An 18,606-nucleotide genomic window follows, 5' to 3' on the forward strand; every position below is an offset into this window, starting at 1 on the left:
ATAAATGTGTAGCTTAAGCCTTTTTAACGACAGATGATTTAAGTTTCATCGGACCATAGCCATCAAGCTTACAATCGATATCATGACCATCGGTGGCGTCTGGCAATAGGCGAATACTTTTTGCTTTCGTTCCTACTTTGATGATGATTGAAGAGCCTTTGACTTTTAAATCTTTAATCACGGTGACGGTATCGCCGTCTTGCAGCTCATTACCAACAGCATCGCGAATGACCGCGTTTTGATCTTGAGCTTGTGCTGCATCGGTTTCTGCTGCTGTCCATTCATGAGCGCAGATGGGACATACCAGCAGCGCGCCATCTTCATACGTATATTCAGCATCACATTTCGGACAATTGGGTAAGCTCATAATTCCCTCGGCAGCCATCATACATTAGGTTTATTCTAGAGCTGATATTGTACCGTAACTCGCACTCTTTAACCAATTTGTGCGCTTGAAAACCGCTGGCTGTGCCCAATTTAATACTTGGATAACCATCTTAAAGAATGACGTTTTTTATGGCAGTGTTTTTTGTGGTACTCTTCTTAGCCTCATCTGATTTTATAGTTATTTATCTTGTGATAAACATCTGAGCTATCATTTTTTGACACTTATTCTTAACCTTCACTTTTAACATTCACTTTTAACATTTAGTACGTTATAAAAAACCTCTCATTAGAAGGACAATAACAATGACTCAATCTATCAATGCGGCGACATTGCCGCAGTTTTCCCAATTGTCTATCCAAGGCGAGGATGCCGAAAAATTTTTACAAGGACAATTAACTTGTGACGTCACCAAGCTCGGACTCAGCTATCAAGCCGCAGCCATCGGTAATTTAAAAGGTCGCATAGAATTCGGTATTTGGATTAAAAAACAGGCTGAAAAGCATTTTGACGTGGTTATCAGTACAGACTGCGCTGAAGCGTTCCAAGGACATTTAAAAAAGTTCGGTGCCTTTTCAAAGTTTGATACCAGTGCCCCAACGCCGATTTATTCGTGTGTTATTGATAATGTGCCGACTTTTAGCCATCAGGACGACCACAATACCTCAGAGAATACCCAAGCGTGGATGCAGTCTAGTATCGCAACTGGTAATTATTGGATAGTAGCGGCAACGCAAGGCGAATTCCAACCGCAAGAGCTGCGTCTGCATCAGCGCGGCGGCATGGACTATGATAAAGGTTGTTATCTCGGTCAAGAAGTCATCGCCCGTATTTACTTTAAATCTGCACCAAAGGCATTTTTGCACTATGTAAAAGGAACAAGTGCAAAAGGCACAGGTACAACCCCTAGCGTTGGTGAAAAACTGGATAAGGTACAGATCGTGAATGCGATTGCCACTCATGAAGGCTTTGAAGCATTGGTCGTCGCTCGTCCAGAGCAGTTGGCTGAAAGTGGTCTGAGCATATTGGATTTGCCGCCAGCGCTACAAGCAGATGTTGCTCGTCCAAAGTAATACCAACCGTTAAGCACGCTCTCATCTATTTTTATTCATCGCAGCAGAGTAATCTATGACCCATATTGCGGTACTCGGGGCAGGCGTGGTGGGCGTAACCACCGCATGGTATCTTCGCCAGGCAGGCTATGATGTGACCGTGATTGAGCGTGAGTCTGCTGCAGGTATGCAGACCTCATTTGCCAATGGTGGACAGATATCTGTCTCGCATGCCACCCCTTGGGCAAATCCTACTGCACCGATCAAAGCGCTTAAATGGTTGTTTCGCGAGGATGCACCGCTGCTCTACCGCTTGCGTGCGGATAAGGCGCAACTTAAATGGGCAATGCAATTTCTGCAAGAGTGCCGGGCAGATCGGGCTGATGCAAATTTGGTGCAAATGGTACGTTTGGGATTGTATTCACGAGATGCTTTGCAGCAGCTGCGTGCTGATATTGATATTAATTATGAGCAGCAAACGCGCGGTATTATGCATTTTTATACCAAGCAAGCGGAGTTTGATGCCGCCATTGCCCCAACGGAGCGTATGCAAGCGCTTGGCTGCGAGCGCTATGTGATTGACATCAATAATGCTGTCAGTCTCGAGCCAGCACTTTACCCCATTGCCCACAAGCTTAAAGGCGCAACGTATACCAGTCGTGATGAATCGGGTAATGCCCATCTATTTACTCAGCGTTTAGCTGAGCACTGTATAAAGGCTGGTGTGCAGTTTTTATACGATACTGAGATTTTAGCCATCAATACGGATGGGGACTCTACTCAGCCGCACGTACATAGTATTACCATTCGACCAAAAGGTGAAAACGCACAAACCTTTAGTGCAGACAGCCATGTATTGGCGCTTGGTAGTTATAGCGTCGCTTTGATGAAACCCCTTAATATGCATCTGCCTATTTTCCCTGCCAAAGGCTACTCGGCCACTTATCAAATCAATCCCCGTGCGCCGCATCTAGCCCCCTTTGTCAGCTTGATTGATGATGAGTTTAAGCTGGTTACATCGCGTCTTGGTGATAAGTTACGAGTGGCTGGAACGGCAGAATTTAATGGCTACAACTTAGATTTGAATACCATACGCTGTGAGGCCATCACTCGCCGCGTGCAGCAATTATTTCCCAGAGGCATCATTGCCAACTCCGTACAATATTGGACAGGCTTGCGACCAATGACACCCTCAAATGTCCCACTAATAGGACGCGCGCATATGGGTCAAGTCCGACATGGTAGTCACAATGTGCAAGCGACTTTTGATAATTTATGGCTCAATACTGGTCATGGTACGCTTGGCTGGACGCATGCTTGTGGTTCAGCTAAAGCGATTAGTTTATTGATACAAGGCGAGATACCTGAGGTTGATTTTGACTTTATTGGTGTAGAAATGCCAAAAAAGGCGCTGATATAAGCGCCTTTTTTATTTACATGAAAGAATTTTATTCTAGAAGTATTTTATGCCGCACTACCCGACTCGGCTTTTAAATGTGAAGAAGAATCCCAACTGTCTGACTCAGCAGCTTCTGCGTGCATAGCCTCTAATTGCACAGGGACGCCATTCACAGCAGCATTGCCACTCAACTGATCGATTAGCGCATCATCCGTCAGATCATTCAAACTGATGCCTGCATGCGCTTGAGCGATTTTTTGCTTCACGCCTTTACGGCCGTGACCGAAGCCATGCGGAATACTCACTACCCCCGCCATCAACTCATCAGTGATTTCTGCTGCAACAATCACGCTACCGACGCGCGAGGTGACTTTGACATCTTGACCATCTTGAATACCATATAGCTCAGCCGTCTCAGGATGTAGCATCAGGGTGCAGCGCGGCTTGCCTTTGACCAAGCGATAGCTATTATGCAACCACGAATTATTACTGCGGACATGACGACGACCTATCAATAAGATCTCGCTGTCATCATAATCTTGCATCATCGCTTGCACGCGGGTAAGATCCGCTTGATAAAAATCGACATTAAGATGAATCTGCTTATCTTTATGCTTTAACGCTTGCGGCAGCATGGTTTTAAGCGGTCCTAAATCAAGACCATGAGCATTTTTCTTGAGCTTATTCAATGTCATGCCAGCATAAGGTCCACGCCGTAATCCCTGATCGAGTACGAATTTCGGTCCTATTCGCCTTATCAATAGCCGTTCAGCTTTGGTTGCTAAAGACGCTTTTTTATCCAAGCGTTTTGCCAGCTCTAGATAAATTTGCCAGTCATGCTTGGCGTGCTTATTTTTACGAAACAACGCTTTTGAATATTTAGCGACGTTATGTACGGCAAAATTATTAAAGGTAACGTCGTAATGGTCGCGCTCTAACGGTGAGACTGGTGGCAAAATAATGTTGGCATGGCGACTGGTTTCATTGACAAAATAATCAATGGCGACCATAAAATCTAACTGTTCAAAAGCTTGATCTAATTTTTCGCCATTGGGTGTACTTAAAACAGGATTACCCGCTACTGTCATAAAGCCTTTTAATTGACCTTTACCTGTAACCAACATCTCATCACTCATGGCAACCACCGGATATTCGCCATTAAAGTCAGGTAGCTTGCTGACACGACTATGACGCTTACCCAGATACCCGGGACCAGAGTTATTTACCACATCGACTGCAGCATTCGGGAACATCAAACCGCCTACTTCGTCCAATCGTCCCGTCACGATATTAATAACCATAGACAAATACTGGCTTAATAAACCGAACTCCTGCACAGATATACCCATACGACCATAGCAAACCGAGCTTTTTGCTTCACAAAATTCTGTGACCAGTCGCTTGATGTCGATTGCGGCTATACCAGTAATAGCGGCAACTGACTCTGCACTATAGTCTTTGGCAAAATCTGCCAGTCGCTCTATTTCTGGCGCAAGCGCCGCTGCTCTATTATTGATGCTTGCTTTATCGGCATAGCCTTGCAAATAAATCTCATTGAGCATCGCTAATAATAACAATACATCAGTCGCTGGACGAATAAAGTGATGCTCGCTTGCGATGTCGGCGGTTTCAGTACGCCTTGGATCGATGACGACGACTTTGCCACCACGTGATTTAATATCCTTTAGCTTTTGGCGCATGTTTGGTGCCGTCATGATACTACCGTTAGACGCTAGCGGATTGCCACCGATGATGAGCATATACTGAGTACGGTTGACATCAGGCACAGGAATACGCAGCATATGCCCGAATAAATGCATGCTAACGATATGGTGCGGTAATTGATCGACTGAAGTAGCAGAGAAGCGACTGCGCGTTTTAAGACTGCCTAATAAATGCTTGATCGTCAGCATACCGCCCAGATTGTGTACGTTAGGATTGCCTAAATATACACCAAAGGCATTTTTGCCATATTGCTTTTGCACCGCTGCAATACCCACAGCGACTTTATCTAGCGCTTCAGTCCAGCTGATTTCTTTCCAGCCTTGCGCCGTTCTTTCAACAGGATGACGCAGGCGGTCAGTATCCTCATGCAAATCCTGTAAGGCGGTCGCTTTTGGGCAAATATAACCTTTGGAAAATGGATCGTTTTTATCCCCTTTAATGGATAAAACCTTTTTGCCATCGTGCTTTATCTCAATACCACACATTGCTTCACACAGATTGCAGGTTCTAAAATGCGTCTGCTCTTTGGATTTTGTTTGTTCAGTAGCCACGGTCACGCTCCCTATTATTATATTGTCCTTCTCAATAAATCAGCGATAAACTTCTGCTTAAAACTTTATTTGCTGATAGTCTATTCTCTACTATATCTTTCTAATACTATAACTCCTAGTCAAATGTATGCACTGTGGTTACGCACCTTAGTTACGTACCTCGCTGACAAAACGTCCTGACGATTACATAACTATGCTACCCATAACATAGGCATGATTTTTTTCATAATTGAGCAACAGTATCAACATTGTCCATACAGACAAAGCATTTTGAAATTCATATATTAGTAGCACAAGTTAGCCACTGGCTATTTGTGATGTAGTTAAGCGTTTTAAAATGCGCTATATAAGAAACAAGCTATTTAACCGCAGTACTGTACTAGCAATAAGAATCATAAATAATAAGTCGGATACTAAAGCGTGATGCAACCTGTTGATTTAACTTTTAAATAACAGCTACTGCAAAAGACGCAATAACTAAAATAAGGATAATAGCAATGAACGAACATACTCTAAAAGGCGAATGGAACCAAGTAAAAGGCTCAGCAAAGCAGAAGTGGGCTGACCTAACTGATGATGATTTATTACATGTCGAAGGTAGCCGTGATAAGCTCGTTGGTAAAGTGCAAGAGCGTTATGGTCACAGTAAAGATGACGCTGAGCGTGAAGTAGACGCATGGCGTACTGAAAACAAATACTAATAAAACAGAAAATCGTTTAATCAAAAAACCGCATTAGTGTTTAATGCGGTTTTTTATGACCAGCTTTATGAGTTATTGAAACATAAATCTCAAAGTCCAGACACGATAAAACCGCATAGCAATTAATTGTTATGCGGTTTTATTGTTAACTATCCTTGTTACCCATCACGGCTCTAATCGCTGCATCCTTGCAAGATATTGAGCATATTGTGACAGTCGGGCATCCTGCCCTTTTTACTACTGGTGGCATTATCTGCCTGCAACACGGGTTATGTGTCCTTAATCCAATTGCTATTATCATCCTGATGCTAGCCGTTGAAATATTATCCTTAATACGGTCAACTCAATCCTTGAGTCACATTCCCTTATGCCGTGTGTGTATAGTGTCAAATTATTGAGCTACTGTTAAGTCGCGTAAACGTCATTGCGTGTAAGCATATGCTTACAACAGCCTAAATCCGAATAGTTAAAATCCTTAACCATATGATATTAATAGCCTTTAATGTAAATAGCTATTTTTAGGCTAGAAAAAATTAATGTAAATTAGCTAAGTGTTAGCGATATTCGTTGTCCCAAGCAACACCCTAGTCACTCAACGTATCGAATGCTTACGCAAATATTTGCAATATTTACAACTTCTTAACACCAACGACACGTATTGATAAGCTTTAGGTTTTATTATGTACATGTAAGAAAATATTTCAAGAATAACGATAATACAGAACAAATATCCATATTTTACAAGTATATTTTGCGTATTACTCATGGTTGTTAGCGTTATTCTGCATTATATATCAACAAAATTTTGCAACGGTATATAGCTGCTTTTTAAGCCAACTTATATCTTAGGAGATTCCATCATGAAAACGTTACAACCTTTCTCGCTTAAAACTATCCTCTCTGCCTCACTTGTATTTGCACTCGTTGGCGTTACTGCTGGCTGCGCTGTCGCCGGTCCAGGTTACGACAATTATCCGATATACAATGACAACAGCGGTTATGGTCATGTTGAAAACAATCGCGCTATTCAGCAACTTCGTCAGGATTTACGCCGTAAAGGTTATAACGTGATGGACATCAGAACAGAAAGCTATCGCGGTAACCGTGTGCTGACAGTGCTTGCTAAAAAGAATGATCAAGCTTATGAGCTTAAATACAGCTCACCAGATCTCAGACTTATCAGCTCGACCAAAAAACCTTGGTCTAATGTCTGGGATGATAAAAACGACTATAAAGATAGTGGCAAATACAAAGATAAACATTATAAAAATGAAGACAGCATCAAAAATGAATCACGTTATCCAGCGATTAAACGCCGTGCTATCAATAAAGTTGAGGGTATGGGTTATCGAGTCACAGATATTGAATTTGAAGAAAAGAAAAATCGCGGCGTATTTGAGATTGAAGCCAAACGCGGCTCACAAGAGTATGAGATTATACTTGGCTATCCAAACTTGAATGTGATCAAGATCAAAAAAGATTAGGGGGTGTATCAAAAAGTATGCTGATTAAAATTTAAACAATTCTTAAAGCCTTGAAGGTCCTGTAGGATCAGAGAACGTAGCATAGATTTCTTATTGATCTTTATCTCCAGCATAATTTTTAGAACACCACCAAATAATTATTAGTAACTACTGTTACAAATTACCTTTAATTTGAATTCGATTTATTCCACTATAATAAGAAATAAGTCATCAACAAGATAAGGTAAATCAATGCATCAAATGAGTGAGTGGGTGCTGGCTATCATGGCAAAATTTGGCTATGTCGGCATTTTATTCGCTATGTTTGCTGAAAATGTTTTTCCGCCTATACCATCTGAGCTTATTATGCCAGCAGCAGGTTTTTCGGCCGCTAGGGGTGATTTAAATATACTATTAGTCATAGTAGCCGGTACGTTTGGTAGCGTTCTTGGTGCATTACCTCTTTATTATCTGGGAACTTTGTTCAATAAAGAACGCTTAATAGTATTTACTGAAAAGTATGGAAAATACGTGTTTATTAAGTCTGAGGATGTTTTGTCGTCCAATGCGTGGTTTGATAAACATGGTAAAAAAGCGGTCTTTTTTGGCCGCATGGTGCCTGGTATTCGTTCATTGATCTCCATCCCTGCGGGGATGAATAAGATGCCAATGGTCTCTTTTTTAATATTAACGGCTTTGGGATCTAGTATTTGGACAGCAATGTTGACCCTAGCAGGATTTTACTTGGGTAAAAATTACGAGGTCATTACAACTATGTTAGCGCCTTACTCTAAGGTTTTCTTGTTGCTTGCCATAGTCATTATTATTGTTTGGTTTATTAAACGTCGACTATCTGATCAGCATAATATTTAATACAAAACCGATTTATTTATCTTCCAAATTTTAACGATTTTCCTAAATAAAATACGGCTTATTTAACCCTCAGCCAGCGCTAAGCTTCTCCTATGTTTTATCCCATATACTGAAGTTATAAATACAATAGATGCTAAACCAATCTAGCATGCAAAAACTCTCAAAAACAAAGGATAATATCATGAAAAAATTATCAACTCTAAGCAAATCTATCATTATGGTACTGAGTATTGCAGGTGTCAGCACCGCTGCTATCGCTGTAGGACAAAGCGCCACCACAAAAACCGAAGTCAGTGAAGCCATAGCAGCGGCACAAAGCAAGATCAGTCTTGAGCAAGCCATTACCATCGCCCAAAAGTCTATTAAAGGGGATGTGATTAGTGCTGATTTTGATCAGAATGGTCGTTCAGCAGGTGGTAACTATGACGTTAAACTTGTTGCTAACAATACTGAATATGAAGTAGAGGTTGATGCAAATAGCGGTAAAGTTTTAAGTCGTAAGCAAGAGAAGCTTGATAAAGAAGATATGGCGGAGTATAAGGCCATGAAAAAATCTAAAACCAGTATGAACCAAGCGATAAAGCGAGCCAACCAGAGTGTGAATGGGAAAGTTATTGAAGCAGGATTTGACATAGACTTTGGCAAACCTGTTTATAAGTTTGAGATTGCTAAAGGTACTCAAGTACATAAAGTGGTTGTCGATAGCAGGACTGGTAAGATTATTCGTAGCCAAGTAGAAGCAGCTGATAATGATGACTAATATTGCAGCAAGTCGAAGTGATAAATAGGTTAACATTCATATCTAATGATTTCTAAATGGCTCTAAGCGACATTACCATATCGCTCAGAGCTTTTTGGTTTAGAGCTATCACTATAAAAGGATGGTTTGGTAAAAATTGTGATAATCAAGATTAAGACGGCTGTGATGAATACAGAAAATTGAATCAATAATATACTGTTGAAATTGCGCCTAAAACAACTTGATTTAGCTATTTTAGAAATCGATTGTTGATGTAGAGTAGTGTAGTGTAGGAAATAATAAGCCCATGAAAATCTGAGACTGTAGCTGATTGTTTAGTATTTGATGTCGCGGTCAAATAAGCCAGCCCTTAGTTTGTTTGACCATTTTTTATCGCTTTTTTTGTTTGTCGTATACTGTCTATTTATCGTCGTTCCATACACAATTTTCATATCATTAGTGAGATCATATAGGTATCCACTTTTAAAAGAATACAGCACTGCTGGGATTTATAAGATTAGTCCTTCTTTTATTTAGGACCGACTATATTACAAACTACTATCCAAAATCTAAGACTTCAATCACATCATAAGCAGGCGTCTCATAAGGATGCGCCTGCTTTAATGCGCTGATGACATCATTAATACTAGCCTTAGAAACCACCATCTCAAGCCGCCATTCATTAACCTTTTGCAAATTGTCCTGTGTACCAATGTGCGGCGTACTGCCTGCCAGTGGCATAAACTGTCCCATCCCCTGCACTTGCCAACAGCACTGCTCATAATCGCCAATTTTACCAGCACCTGCCACAAATAGCGCCGACTTTACCTGCTCTAATGCTGAGTCTGGTACAAAAACGGTGAGTTTATACATGTAGTCGCCTCCTTAAATTAGTGGCCTCATCAAATCTTTAAAATTAAATGAAATGCACAAAAAACTTTCTATTTCTTTGACAAAGAAGGATGGTCCGTCCATATATAGCGCAGCAACCACTCTTTTGCCTCGCCAGCATAATCAATGCCGATACGTGGACGCAGGGACACCGGTGGCTGACAGCCATCATCCTCCACCCAAACTTTTGAAGCGGGCGTGATTGGCTCACCGTATAACGTTCGATCTATCTGTAAACCTTTGGTTAGCTTGCCAGGACCTGCCAGCTGTTTGATATGATTTAGCTGTTTATTAACGTCTAATAATTGCTCATCGATTAAGCGGGCGCTATTCTCTGTCAAAAATCCAGCACGTATTAAGACCGCTTCTGGCGATTCTGTGGGTCCACTGACCAAATTGAGCATATGATGAATACCATAGGTTAGGTATACATAAAAAACACCGCCTATATGGTACATAATCTCTGTACGCGGCGTTCGTGTGCCTGCATGCGCATGACATGCAGCATCGCCTTCGCCAATATAGGCTTCTGTCTCTGAGATTCGCATGCGCAAGATTTTTTGCTGACCATCGCTATCGATTAACTCTCGGCACAACACTTTGCCAATCAAGTCAGCAGCGACCACGCAAGTGGGACGAGCAAACCAAGATGGCTCCAAAACAATTGATGCAGCTTGAGAAGATAACATCAGCCCTAACCTTTTTTATAGGGGTTTATATTTACACTCTATTATTATAGCAGCATAAATTTAACATAAAAAACCATCAAAGGTTGTCTGACAGCGACCACCATTACTTATTGCAACTGATGTTATACAGACAGCTAACTCGATATGATAGTAATCTTGATACCAGATATACCACACTAAAAACATAATTAAATTAAAAGGATATAACAATGAGTAACTCTAATAGCCAAAACAATAAGCAGCAAAATAGCAGTGACAATAGCAGTAACAAAGCAGAAGATAAGAAAAATGATGTAAAAGACAATAACGCTGCTCATGACACTAAAGATCAGAATACTAATAAAGCGTCTGATAATAAAGACAATAATTCAAGTAATCAGTCAAACAGCAAAGACAGCAAAGCATCAGATAAACACGATAGCAAAGATAGCAAAGATAGCAAGTCTTCAGATAAAGATGCTAAAAATAAAGGCGATAAAGACTCTTCTTTAGCTGATACCGCTACTACAAAGGCAAAAGAAGTGGTCGGCACATTAGCAGACAAAGCGGCAGATGCCATGGAGTTTGCGGCTAAGAAAATCAAAGAAGCGCGTAAAGACAGCTAGTATATTTAATCGCAAAAAAACTGAGCCATGGCTCAGTTTTTTTATGTCTTAACAGTTTTAACTTTGCTACATTTAGCTTAGTGGTACACCGATACGGCTTGCAACTTCTTCATAAGCTTCGATGACATCACCTAATGACTGACGGAAGCGGTCTTTATCAAGCTTCTTCTTGGTGGCTTTATCCCAAATACGGCAGCCATCTGGTGAGAACTCATCACCTAAGACGATACGGTCATGGAATACACCAAACTCTAGTTTGAAATCTACTAGTATCAAATCACCAGCATCAAACAGGGCTTTTAATACTTCATTGACTTGATGACTCAGCTCTTTCATTTTGGCGAGCTGTGCGTCGGTTGCCCAGCCAAGAGAGATTGAGATTGACTCATTAACCATTGGATCGCCAAGCGCATCATCTTTATAGAACAGCTCGTAAGTCGGTGGCGTCAATGCTTGCCCTTCTTCTAAGCCTAAACGACGTACCAAACTGCCCGCAGCAAAGTTACGCACAACGCATTCAACCGGAATCATATCCAAACGCTTGACCAACACTTCATCATCAGACAATTGCTTTTCAAAATGCGTCTCGATACCAGCGTCTGCCAGCTTTTGCATGATAAACGCGTTAAAACGATTATTAACCACGCCTTTACGTGCAAGCTGCTCAATACGCTTACCATCAAGCGCTGAGGTGTCATCACGGAAATGTAAAATCAGCAGATCGTTGTCTTCTGTTTCATAAACAGATTTGGCTTTGCCTTTATAGAGCAATTTTTGCTTTTGCATTAGGAGGTTTCCTGTTCGTTCAAGCTTATGCGGTAAAAACGCGCAGCGACCGCTGATAACTTATAAAACCAATGAAGTGCATTGGTATTAATAAAATCATCAGCGGCATAGATAAGGTTAAAAAAAGACTTTATTCAGTACGGCTCGCAACCGCGCGTTGCGGTTTTGGCAACTGGTACTGTTTACCAGACTCATTCTGTAATGTGAGCGTATTAGCGCCTGCATTAGGGGTCGAGTAAAGCGGTACAAATGGCGCGGTCTCTTGAGCAGCTGGCAACTGTAGCGGCGCCAATTTTTTGCTTTGCTGATACTCTAGGCTCCCATTGTCACGCTTGCCGATGAATTCTTTTGTCGCTTGGCAGCCGCTTAATACTAAGGTACTACCCAACACGACCGTCATTACAGCGGGGAACATTTTTGCAGTCATTGATGATACTTTCATCATATTATCTCTCTGAGTTAGCATTTACACGCATCATTTTATAATAAGTTTGCACGAACCAAGGCAGTATCAATCGTCGCATGATGTTGCTCAGCTAGCCATACTAGCGGCAGGCGAATACCTTGATCTATCATGCCCATTTTGTGCAAAGCGTACTTGGCTGGAATAGGACTTGATTCAATAAACAAGTCACGATGTAAGTGTTTAACGATATCATGTACTTGATTGGCGGCGTCAAAGTCACCGCGCAAAGCTGCCGTAAAGGTTTCGCTCATGGCTTTTGGTGCGACGTTAGCAGTCACAGAGATATTCCCTTTACCACCAAATTTCATCAGCTCAAGGGCGCTGCCATCATCACCAGATAAGACCACTAAACGATCGCCAACTGCTTTGATTAATTGCTCACCGCGAGCAACAGAACCTGTCGCGTCTTTGATAGCAACGATATTATCGATATCGGCTAAACGCTCGACTGTTTCTTGCGCAATATCAACGACGGTGCGTCCAGGGACGTTATAAAGCATTTGCGGGATATTTACAGCTTCAGCGATGGCTTTATAATGTTGATATAAGCCTTCTTGTGGCGGCTTATTATAATAAGGGGCGACCAATAATGCACAATCTGCACCGGCATCTGCGGCATCTTGCGTCAGCTTAATGGCTTCCACTGTATTGTTGGCGCCAGTACCTGCAATCACCGGTACACGACCTTTAACATGCTGTACAAAATAGCGAATCACATCGCTGTGCTCTTGCATTGACAAGGTTGCGGATTCGCCAGTCGTACCAACAGCCACAAGGCAATGTGTGCCTTGTTCAATCTGCCAATCTATGAGGTCTGCCAGACGTTTATAATCGACCCTACCGTCACGAAGCATGGGCGTTATCAAGGCTACCATTGAGCCTTGTAGTCGGGTTTTAATATCGTCGTATGCTGTGCTCATAACTGTGCCTTACTCTCGTATCCTAGCTTTGATTAAAGCTATCACATGATAGGTCGTTTGCAAGTACCAATGCATATTATGAATATATTCATTGTCAAATAGTTGCATAGATACTATCCATGCTCATAAACACCATTGGTAAGATCTTGCTCGATGTTAATACTGAATGTTTGTATGGCTTATACCGTCATTGACGCCATTTTATCTGACACTAATATACGGATTATCTCGCTATAAAAACGCCTGCTAGTGTAGCATATTTTGGATTGACCGCTATCAATCAATTAAGGCTCAAGCAAGCAATTCTACAAATAACTGCCTAGTGGCTTCAATTTCATTTGCCATTAATATACAGTAAATTTAATAACCTTTAGCTTTTAAACCAAACCGTCAGTTTAGCGTAATTGTTAAAGTTCGATAAAACCTTTTTAAGCCTTTTAACCAATCGTCAACACAGCGTTGGCTAGCCGATACAAGCAAACAAACGCTTATGTCCTTTTGTGCCACAAGTAATAGCAATATCTTTAACTACTCTATCCGCAATCCAATAATACCCGGGATACCTTGACGCATCACCTCTATCGTCACCACTCCCTTTTTAGGCAATACCGACACAGCGCTTGAAACATCATTGACGGTTTTAATCGGTTTTTGATGGAGGTTAGTAATGATATCGCCTGCTAGTATGCCCGAGCGTGCCGCCAATCCTGTAGGCTCAATTGCTGTGACCAAAACGCCGGTTTTATTATCAGACGCCAGCTCTACTTGTTCCTCTGGGGTCAGATTACGTAAGGCTAAGCCCAGACTTATCTCGTTATTTTGCTGACCACGGCTTTGTGATTGCATGTCATTTGAGACGTCACTCAGCTTGCCACTGACGAGAGATTGCTTACCATTACGCTGGATTTGCATGCGAAAGGCGTCATTGGGGCGTGCGCGATTAATCAGGTTCAATAAGTCAGAGGCTTCCATAATCTGCACATCATTGTATTGCAAGATAATATCGCCTGATTTTAGACCTGCTTTTTGGGCGGGCGAATCAGGGGACACACGTGTCAGTAATGCTCCCTGCGGACGCGCTAGGTTATAGGCTTCAGCGAGATTTCGGTCGATGTCTTGTGGATAAATACCCAAATAAGCACGCTCAACCTTACCATTGGTTTTGAGCTGCTCATAAACATCCATCGCCGCATCAATCGGAATAGAGAACGACAGTCCCATATAACCACCGGTGCCACTAAAAATACGTGAGTTAATCCCAATCACCTCACCGCGTTGGTTAAACAGTGGTCCACCCGAATTACCAGGATTCAATGCCACATCGGTTTGAATAAATGGTACACTGGTTTCACGCGAAAAGTTGCGCGATTTGGCGCTGACAATCCCTGCCGATGCTGAATAATCGAAACCAAATGGCGAGCCTATAGCCAGTACCGGCTCACCGACTTTTAGGCTATTAGAATCACCAATCGGTAGCGCTGGGAATTTTTTGCCAGTGACCTTTAATACTGCCACATCCGAGCGCTCATCGCTGCCAACTAAGGTCGCATCAAGCTCTGTTCTGTCATTGAGCGTCACCGTGATTTTGTCTGCGCCCGCCACCACGTGGTGATTGGTCAGCATATAACCATCATCAGTCACAAAAAAACCCGTGCCATAAGCATGTTCAATCGCTGGCGTCGCGGCTTGATCAGGGATACGTAGGCGATCACCAAAGAATTTGCGTAACAGCTCAGCCGTTTGGGCTTTTGCAAGCTCAGCCTCACTCACGGTTTTGGTCACATTGACGCGTGCCACCGCTGGCGTGACTTGCTGTACCAATCCTGAAAAATCAGCGGTGGTAACAGCAGCTTGCGCATCTGCCATGGTGTTTAGATTAATACCAACGACCATGGTAGTAGTAACAGCGATTGCCAAGGTGCTGCGTTGAAGCAAGCGCTGCATGGTAACTATGGTGATTTTCGCTTTAGATATGTCGATTGGCATCTTATCCCTCATCCAAGTAATTTTTATAATTTTCGTGAGCAGCTATGCTATTAATGTACAGCATGGCTTGGCATTTTAATTCTTGATTAATAAATAGCACTTTTATCTTAGTTTATAGAGTATTTTTGCTGACTGCAGCTTAGTTTGTCATCTATTGAGCATCTATCTCATATCATCAATCACTACTGGGGTTAATTTTTCTTGCTTGCTGTAGCTAGCCGACAGAGGCTTCGAATAATTAACCCAAGTTATGCTGTACTCTTTTAAAAGTGGATCAACCATACACTAAACCATACACTGCAAACTCAGAATCATCTGAATACGATTATTACCTGCGGCGTCAGTTAAGGACTTCATCGAGCCATCATACTAGCTATTAGAACCACTGACCACCATAGCTAGTGCACAACATCGTGGCAGCATTCAGTCGCTGGTTGATGAAAAAATGGCTTACGTTGTCTATACTTTTAAGAGTCTTGCAACGCTTTGGGTGACAGTGAGCACTCAGTTATATAAAATAAAATCATGTTATGATAACCAGTAAAACACATTTAAAACAAACAAAAGTCAGCGATAGAACTTATTAATACTTCATTGTTTAAATTGGCTATTATTTTATCGTATCTTCTCTCTTTTGCGCTTTTGGTTCTTAGCTTTTACTTTTTAAAGCTCTGCGGCTTTATCTAGAAGCGTATTCATCTTTGCTATTATTTTGTGTTTGCTACTATATAGTATACATGACTCATGCTGTGACTCTTGCGGTAACTGTCGATAGCAATTTTTGATATAGTCGATTCATTTTAAAAACGATACAGTGCTGTTGGCTATAAATTTTTTGCAGCCTCTGTCACGCCTGCGAACAGCAAGCAAGAAAAAATTATAGCCAATAGCACGTTATTACAATCGTATCGCTTTTATTTTGAACTGACTATAGTGACTTTTAATAGTGACTCTTGATAATGATGTGAATGTATCATGAACTAAAAAATCGTCTATGCCGAATGCTGCAGCCTCGAATCGCTCCACAGCATGACTATATTATAAAAGGATTAATTTATGGATACCGCCCTATTGTTATCTGGCGTGGTTGGGATTGGTATTGCCGCCCAATGGTTGGCTTGGTATTTAAAGCAACCGTCCATTTTATTTTTATTACTGATTGGTATTATTGTTGGTCCAGTATTAGGGGTTTTCGATCCTGACTTGATACTTGGTGAGCTGATGTTTCCCTTTATCTCATTAGGCGTAGCGATTATTTTATTTGAAGGATCGCTGACCTTAGAGTTTGAAGAGATTAAACAACACGGCTCTGTGGTACAGATGCTGGTTTCCGTCGGCGTACTGATCACTATCGCTATCGTCTCGCTGTCGACGTATTTGCTCTTTGATATTGACCCTATTATTGCGTTATTGTTTGGCGCATTGGTCTGCGTGACTGGTCCGACGGTCATTATGCCTTTACTGCGCAGTGTACGACCGAACAAAACCATCTCCAATATCTTGAAGTGGGAAGGCATCATTATTGACCCTATCGGCGCGATTGCGGTGGTATTGGTCTACGAATATATTATCTCAGGTGGTGAAGCCAGTAGTATCCTGCTGTTTGCCAAGATTGTGGTATTGGCAGTAGCGATGGGTCTAGCTGGCGCGTGGGCATTAGCGTTTTTGATGCGTCGCCATATGATTCCTGAATTTTTACGCAATGTTTTTACCCTTGCTTTTGTGCTGGTGTTATTTTCAATCTCTAATCATCTAGAGCATGAATCCGGTTTATTGACGGTCACTGTACTTGGGGTTGCGCTGGCCAATTGGCCAAAATTCCCACGTGATACGATTTTAGAATTCAATGAATCACTCACCATCTTATTGGTGTCGGTCTTATTTATTATTCTTGCGGCTCGTGTTGAGCTGGAAAGCTTATTGAGCGTCGGTTTTGCAGGTCTCGTGCTACTAGCGATTGTGATGTTTGTCGCCCGCCCCTTGTCAGTTTGGGTGTCGTCTATTGGCTCCAACCTAAAGACCAAAGAGAAGCTGATGATCAGCTGGATTGGTCCGCGCGGTATCGTTGCTGCTGCTATTTCATCACTCTTTGCCATTCGTCTGCAAGAATATGATATCCAAGGGGTTGAGCTACTGGTGCCTTTGGTATTTTTGGTCATTATTGGTACGGTAATGATTCAGGGTTTGGGCGCAAAAATGGTAGGGAACTTTTTGGGTGTCCGTGAGCCTGAAACCAACGGTATTTTGGTTGTGGGCTCAAACCCTGTCGCGTTGTTGGTCGCTACCTCGCTCAAAGATCAGGGCTTTGATGTCATCGTCGCCCATAATAACTATACCAATATCGCAAGCGCGCGCATGAGTGGCTTGCGTACTTACTTTGGCAATCCTGTCTCTGACCACGCTGATCATCATTTGGATCTCATCGGTATCGGACGTCTGTTTGCCATGAGTATGGATAAAGAGCTCAATACTTTATCCGAGATTCACTATCGTCATGAGTTCGGTGAGCGCAAACTATACCGATTAAAGTTTAGCGATGAAAAAGTCAAAAGTGAGCGCGATGACAAGCAAGGCAACTTCCATTCGCAGTGGTTGTTTGGCAAAGACGTTACCTATACCAAGCTTGCCAGTATGCTGTCCAAAAAGGCGCGTATCAAAATCACCAATATCACTGACAGCTATAGCTTTGAGCAATATAAAGCTGATAATAAGCAATTTGTACCGCTTTATACGGTCGATAAAGAAGGTAAACTGCATGTCATGACCGATAAGTTCGATGGAACAGTAACACGTGATCGTAAGTTGATTTCATTGGTCGTCGATGATGAGGTGCAGCCAAAACCGGTCGATGTGACGCCAAAGCAAGAACAAGCACGCGCTGTGGCTGATGCCAGCTTTGAGTCTAGCTCAAAAGCGCCTGAAAAACGCCAAGAAACAGAGCTAACAGATATAGGCAATGAAGCCTCGGTGCCAGAGTCTATATTGACAACGGCTGAAGAAGACATAGCAAAGGATGCTGATACAAAAACTGAGCAAGAAAGTCAGCCTAGTGCCGCGCCTAATATGACTAACAATACTCAGACATCGGACGCTAATGTTGAGAAAGCAACTTCAAAAACTAAGACTTCTAGTAATACCAATGGTAATGGTAATGGTAATGGTAGCGCGCCGAAAACCAAAAAAGGGGCGCTTGATCCCAATCGTTTACCAGACTCCAGTGGCGATAATATCTCTAAATCTAATGCCGATATGAATGATGAAAATATAACCAGTGCTATCGATATAGATAAGCAATAAAAGCTATATTTAAAAATCAGCCCATAATATAAAAGCCCCAACTGCTGAGTTGGGGCTTTTTGCTTAGAGTGTAAAGGA

16 protein-coding genes are annotated in these 18,606 nt (G+C 42.0%); 8 read left to right on the forward strand and 8 right to left on the reverse strand.

Going from position 1 to position 18,606, the window contains the following annotated elements; translation table 11 throughout:
* Positions 1–13 precede the first annotated feature (13 nt).
* Positions 14–367: a zinc ribbon domain-containing protein YjdM gene (locus JMW90_RS11140; protein WP_276529659.1), complete on the reverse strand. Its 354-nt coding sequence runs from the start codon at positions 365–367 to the stop codon at positions 14–16.
* Positions 368–690: 323 nt separating this feature from the next.
* Between JMW90_RS11140 and ygfZ the strand changes: the two genes are divergently transcribed.
* Both ygfZ and JMW90_RS11150 read left to right on the forward strand, forming a co-directional pair.
* The gene (ygfZ, locus tag JMW90_RS11145; RefSeq protein WP_201564200.1) at positions 691–1,458 is read left to right on the forward strand and encodes a CAF17-like 4Fe-4S cluster assembly/insertion protein YgfZ; all 768 of its coding nucleotides are present in this window, start codon (positions 691–693) and stop codon (positions 1,456–1,458) included.
* 55 nt (positions 1,459–1,513) lie between these two features.
* Positions 1,514–2,857, forward strand: a complete 1,344-nt coding sequence (locus JMW90_RS11150) for a D-amino acid dehydrogenase (RefSeq protein WP_201564202.1) — start codon at positions 1,514–1,516, stop codon at positions 2,855–2,857.
* Positions 2,858–2,901: 44 nt separating this feature from the next.
* On the opposite strand, the gene JMW90_RS11155 is transcribed toward JMW90_RS11150, so the two are convergent.
* The gene (locus tag JMW90_RS11155) at positions 2,902–5,112 is read right to left on the reverse strand and encodes a molybdopterin oxidoreductase family protein (RefSeq protein WP_201564204.1); all 2,211 of its coding nucleotides are present in this window, start codon (positions 5,110–5,112) and stop codon (positions 2,902–2,904) included.
* A gap of 497 nt (positions 5,113–5,609) precedes the next feature.
* Between JMW90_RS11155 and JMW90_RS11160 the strand changes: the two genes are divergently transcribed.
* The 4 genes from JMW90_RS11160 to JMW90_RS11175 all read left to right on the forward strand — a co-directional run bounded on the left by JMW90_RS11160 (position 5,610) and on the right by JMW90_RS11175 (position 8,909).
* Positions 5,610–5,813, forward strand: a complete 204-nt coding sequence (locus tag JMW90_RS11160; RefSeq protein WP_011512540.1) for a CsbD family protein — start codon at positions 5,610–5,612, stop codon at positions 5,811–5,813.
* 860 nt (positions 5,814–6,673) lie between these two features.
* Entirely contained in the window at positions 6,674–7,297 is a 624-nt protein-coding gene (locus tag JMW90_RS11165; protein WP_201564206.1) for a hypothetical protein, read from the forward strand.
* A 231-nt stretch (positions 7,298–7,528) separates the two neighbouring features.
* On the forward strand, positions 7,529–8,149 hold the full coding sequence (locus JMW90_RS11170) for a DedA family protein (protein WP_201564208.1): 621 nt from the start codon (positions 7,529–7,531) through the stop codon (positions 8,147–8,149).
* Positions 8,150–8,330: 181 nt separating this feature from the next.
* Positions 8,331–8,909, forward strand: coding sequence for a PepSY domain-containing protein (locus tag JMW90_RS11175; protein ID WP_201564210.1), 579 nt, complete (start codon positions 8,331–8,333; stop codon positions 8,907–8,909).
* Positions 8,910–9,446: 537 nt separating this feature from the next.
* Here the strand turns inward: JMW90_RS11175 and JMW90_RS11180 are convergent.
* On the reverse strand, positions 9,447–9,761 hold the full coding sequence (locus JMW90_RS11180) for a YqfO family protein (RefSeq protein ID WP_201564212.1): 315 nt from the start codon (positions 9,759–9,761) through the stop codon (positions 9,447–9,449).
* Between the two features lie 68 nt (positions 9,762–9,829).
* A complete protein-coding gene (locus JMW90_RS11185; RefSeq protein WP_201564214.1) occupies positions 9,830–10,468 on the reverse strand; it encodes a DNA-3-methyladenine glycosylase in 639 nt (212 codons plus the stop codon).
* Between the two features lie 209 nt (positions 10,469–10,677).
* Between JMW90_RS11185 and JMW90_RS11190 the strand changes: the two genes are divergently transcribed.
* A complete protein-coding gene (locus JMW90_RS11190; RefSeq protein WP_201564217.1) occupies positions 10,678–11,073 on the forward strand; it encodes a hypothetical protein in 396 nt (131 codons plus the stop codon).
* A 72-nt stretch (positions 11,074–11,145) separates the two neighbouring features.
* Here the strand turns inward: JMW90_RS11190 and purC are convergent, their stop codons facing one another.
* From purC to JMW90_RS11210, 4 genes are all read right to left on the reverse strand, one after another.
* Positions 11,146–11,859: a phosphoribosylaminoimidazolesuccinocarboxamide synthase gene (purC, locus tag JMW90_RS11195; protein WP_201564219.1), complete on the reverse strand. Its 714-nt coding sequence runs from the start codon at positions 11,857–11,859 to the stop codon at positions 11,146–11,148.
* 130 nt (positions 11,860–11,989) lie between these two features.
* Positions 11,990–12,325: a hypothetical protein gene (locus tag JMW90_RS11200; RefSeq protein ID WP_201564221.1), complete on the reverse strand. Its 336-nt coding sequence runs from the start codon at positions 12,323–12,325 to the stop codon at positions 11,990–11,992.
* Positions 12,326–12,339: 14 nt separating this feature from the next.
* On the reverse strand, positions 12,340–13,245 hold the full coding sequence (dapA, locus tag JMW90_RS11205; RefSeq protein WP_201564223.1) for a 4-hydroxy-tetrahydrodipicolinate synthase: 906 nt from the start codon (positions 13,243–13,245) through the stop codon (positions 12,340–12,342).
* A gap of 528 nt (positions 13,246–13,773) precedes the next feature.
* Complete coding sequence (locus JMW90_RS11210; RefSeq protein ID WP_201564225.1) at positions 13,774–15,231, reverse strand: Do family serine endopeptidase; 1,458 nt, start codon at positions 15,229–15,231, stop codon at positions 13,774–13,776.
* A 1,056-nt stretch (positions 15,232–16,287) separates the two neighbouring features.
* Between JMW90_RS11210 and JMW90_RS11215 the strand changes: the two genes are divergently transcribed.
* Entirely contained in the window at positions 16,288–18,528 is a 2,241-nt protein-coding gene (locus tag JMW90_RS11215; RefSeq protein WP_201564227.1) for a cation:proton antiporter, read from the forward strand.
* Positions 18,529–18,606 lie beyond the last annotated feature (78 nt).

This window comes from Psychrobacter glacincola (genome assembly GCF_904846215.1).
Taxonomy (GTDB): domain Bacteria; phylum Pseudomonadota; class Gammaproteobacteria; order Pseudomonadales; family Moraxellaceae; genus Psychrobacter; species Psychrobacter glacincola.

Bases quoted from the DNA above. Each gene is read 5' to 3' on its own strand.
- JMW90_RS11140 (WP_276529659.1), bottom strand. From the start codon at position 367: ATGAGCTTACCCAATTGTCCGAAATGTGATGCTGAATATACGTATGAA.
- ygfZ (WP_201564200.1), top strand. From the start codon at position 691: ATGACTCAATCTATCAATGCGGCGACATTGCCGCAGTTTTCCCAATTG.
- JMW90_RS11150 (WP_201564202.1), top strand. From the start codon at position 1,514: ATGACCCATATTGCGGTACTCGGGGCAGGCGTGGTGGGCGTAACCACC.
- JMW90_RS11160 (WP_011512540.1), top strand. From the start codon at position 5,610: ATGAACGAACATACTCTAAAAGGCGAATGGAACCAAGTAAAAGGCTCA.
- JMW90_RS11165 (WP_201564206.1), top strand. From the start codon at position 6,674: ATGAAAACGTTACAACCTTTCTCGCTTAAAACTATCCTCTCTGCCTCA.
- JMW90_RS11170 (WP_201564208.1), top strand. From the start codon at position 7,529: ATGCATCAAATGAGTGAGTGGGTGCTGGCTATCATGGCAAAATTTGGC.
- JMW90_RS11175 (WP_201564210.1), top strand. From the start codon at position 8,331: ATGAAAAAATTATCAACTCTAAGCAAATCTATCATTATGGTACTGAGT.
- JMW90_RS11180 (WP_201564212.1), bottom strand. From the start codon at position 9,761: ATGTATAAACTCACCGTTTTTGTACCAGACTCAGCATTAGAGCAGGTA.
- JMW90_RS11185 (WP_201564214.1), bottom strand. From the start codon at position 10,468: ATGTTATCTTCTCAAGCTGCATCAATTGTTTTGGAGCCATCTTGGTTT.
- JMW90_RS11190 (WP_201564217.1), top strand. From the start codon at position 10,678: ATGAGTAACTCTAATAGCCAAAACAATAAGCAGCAAAATAGCAGTGAC.
- purC (WP_201564219.1), bottom strand. From the start codon at position 11,859: ATGCAAAAGCAAAAATTGCTCTATAAAGGCAAAGCCAAATCTGTTTAT.
- JMW90_RS11200 (WP_201564221.1), bottom strand. From the start codon at position 12,325: ATGCTAACTCAGAGAGATAATATGATGAAAGTATCATCAATGACTGCA.
- dapA (WP_201564223.1), bottom strand. From the start codon at position 13,245: ATGAGCACAGCATACGACGATATTAAAACCCGACTACAAGGCTCAATG.
- JMW90_RS11210 (WP_201564225.1), bottom strand. From the start codon at position 15,231: ATGCCAATCGACATATCTAAAGCGAAAATCACCATAGTTACCATGCAG.
- JMW90_RS11215 (WP_201564227.1), top strand. From the start codon at position 16,288: ATGGATACCGCCCTATTGTTATCTGGCGTGGTTGGGATTGGTATTGCC.